The organism is Streptomyces sp. NPDC057565 (genome assembly GCF_042801455.1).
Taxonomy (GTDB): Bacteria; Actinomycetota; Actinomycetes; order Streptomycetales; family Streptomycetaceae; genus Streptomyces; species Streptomyces yanii.
This window is the reverse complement of sequence record NZ_JBHVFU010000171.1, coordinates 1-1,663: the sequence shown is the minus strand read 5'-3', so window position 1 is coordinate 1,663 and position 1,663 is coordinate 1. Positions and strand designations below refer to the sequence as shown.

Below are 1,663 nucleotides of genomic sequence, written 5' to 3'. Positions count from 1 at the left end.
CCTAATGGGCAGTGACGGGAACCTGGAAGCCTCGACGGCTCCCGGGCTGTGAGCTCCTGTAGGTAGAGCGGCTCCGTGGTTCCCGTCCCCGGAGGCGGGAGGTGTCGGCCGGACTCGTCGTGGGTTCTGGGGGCCTGGACCCCTTGAATGCAGCGCCGAGCCGCCGCTCCTTCCGCCCCGGGCAGTCACGGTGCCGAGTGCCGGCGTCGGCGCGACGTCCTCCCGGGCACCCGGGCACAAGCCCTCAAAGAAGACCGGCGGGTGCCGGCGCCCGCAGTCGGCACCGTGACCGATCACATGATCAGACGGTTGACGCTTGTGGTCCGAGCCGCCCGCAGGGAGCACCTCTTCCGTGTTCGGGAGCCGCCGAGCTCTTCCCGAGACCGAGGACCGTGCGGGTCGCTGGGGTCACGAACGGCTAATCGGATGACGGGCCATCGAGCCCTGCCATTAGGGAGACGCGTGCCCCGCACGGCTGCGACCAGCCAAGATTCGCCACTCGACCGAGAGGACGTGAACCAGATTGAGCGTGTTCTGCGGCATCGACTGGGCCAGCGACCACCACGACGTCGTCATAGTCGACGACACCGGATCGTTACTCGCCAAGGCCCGCATCGACGACACCGCCGAGGGACTTGCTGAGCTGCTGCAGCTCCTGGCCGACCACGGGGACAACGCCGAGGCCCCCCTACCCGTGGCCATCGAAACCTCCCGCGGCCTGCTGGTGGCCTGCCTGCGAGCGACCGGCCGGCCCGTCTACGCGATCAACCCGATGGCCGCCGCTCGCTACCGCGACCGGCACGCGGTCTCCCGCAAGAAGTCCGACCACCTCGACGCCATGGTGCTGGCGAACATCCTGCGCACGGACGCCGCCGCGCACCGCCAGCTTCCCGTCGACTCCGAACTCGCCCAGGCCGTCGCGGTCCTCGCCCGCGCCCAGCAGGACGCGGTCTGGGACCGTACCCAGGCCACGAACAAGCTCACCTCCCACCTGCGCGAGTACTTCCCCGGCTTCCTCGCCGCCGTCGGCATCCGCCGCGAGGGCGTGTGCCACCCCATCGCTCGGGTCCTGCTGGCCGCCGCCCCCACCCCCGAACAGGCTGCCCGGCTCACCCGCCCCCAGCTGCGGTCCCTGCTGAAGAAGGCCGGCCGCAAGAACACCATCGATGTCGAGGCCGCCCGCCTGCACGCCGTGCTCCGCCAGCCCGCGATGCGTCAACTCCCCCTGGTCGAAAAGGCCATGGGACGCCAGACACTCGCACTGCTGCGGCAGCTCGAGGCCACCTGCACCAGCGCCGACGACCTCGCCGAGGCCTCGGTGGAGTCTTTTGAGCAGCACCCGGACGCCGAGATCATCACCAGCTTCCCAGGGCTCGGCTCGCTCACCGGCGCCCGGGTACTCGCCGAGATCGGCGACGACCGATCTCGCTTCACCGACGCCAAGGGCCTCAAGGCCTACGCCGGCTCAGCCCCGATCACCAGGGCCTCCGGAAAGAGCCTGGCCGTGCTGGCCCGCCGGGTCAAGAACCAGCGGCTGGCCGCCGTCGGCTACGTGTGGGCCTTCGCCGCCCTGACCCACTCAGACGGCGCCAGAGCCCACTACAACCGCCGCCGTGAGGCCGGAGACCGCCACACAGCCGCCCAGCGCAACCTCTTCAACCGC

The 1,663-nt window shown here is 70.5% G+C and carries 1 protein-coding gene; it reads left to right on the top strand.

Features of this window, described 5'->3' with window-relative positions:
* Positions 1 to 523 precede the first annotated feature (523 nt).
* The coding region (locus ACFU8W_RS52420) for an IS110 family transposase (RefSeq protein ID WP_384052985.1) at positions 524 to 1,663 on the top strand (1,140 nt) is incomplete at its 3' end.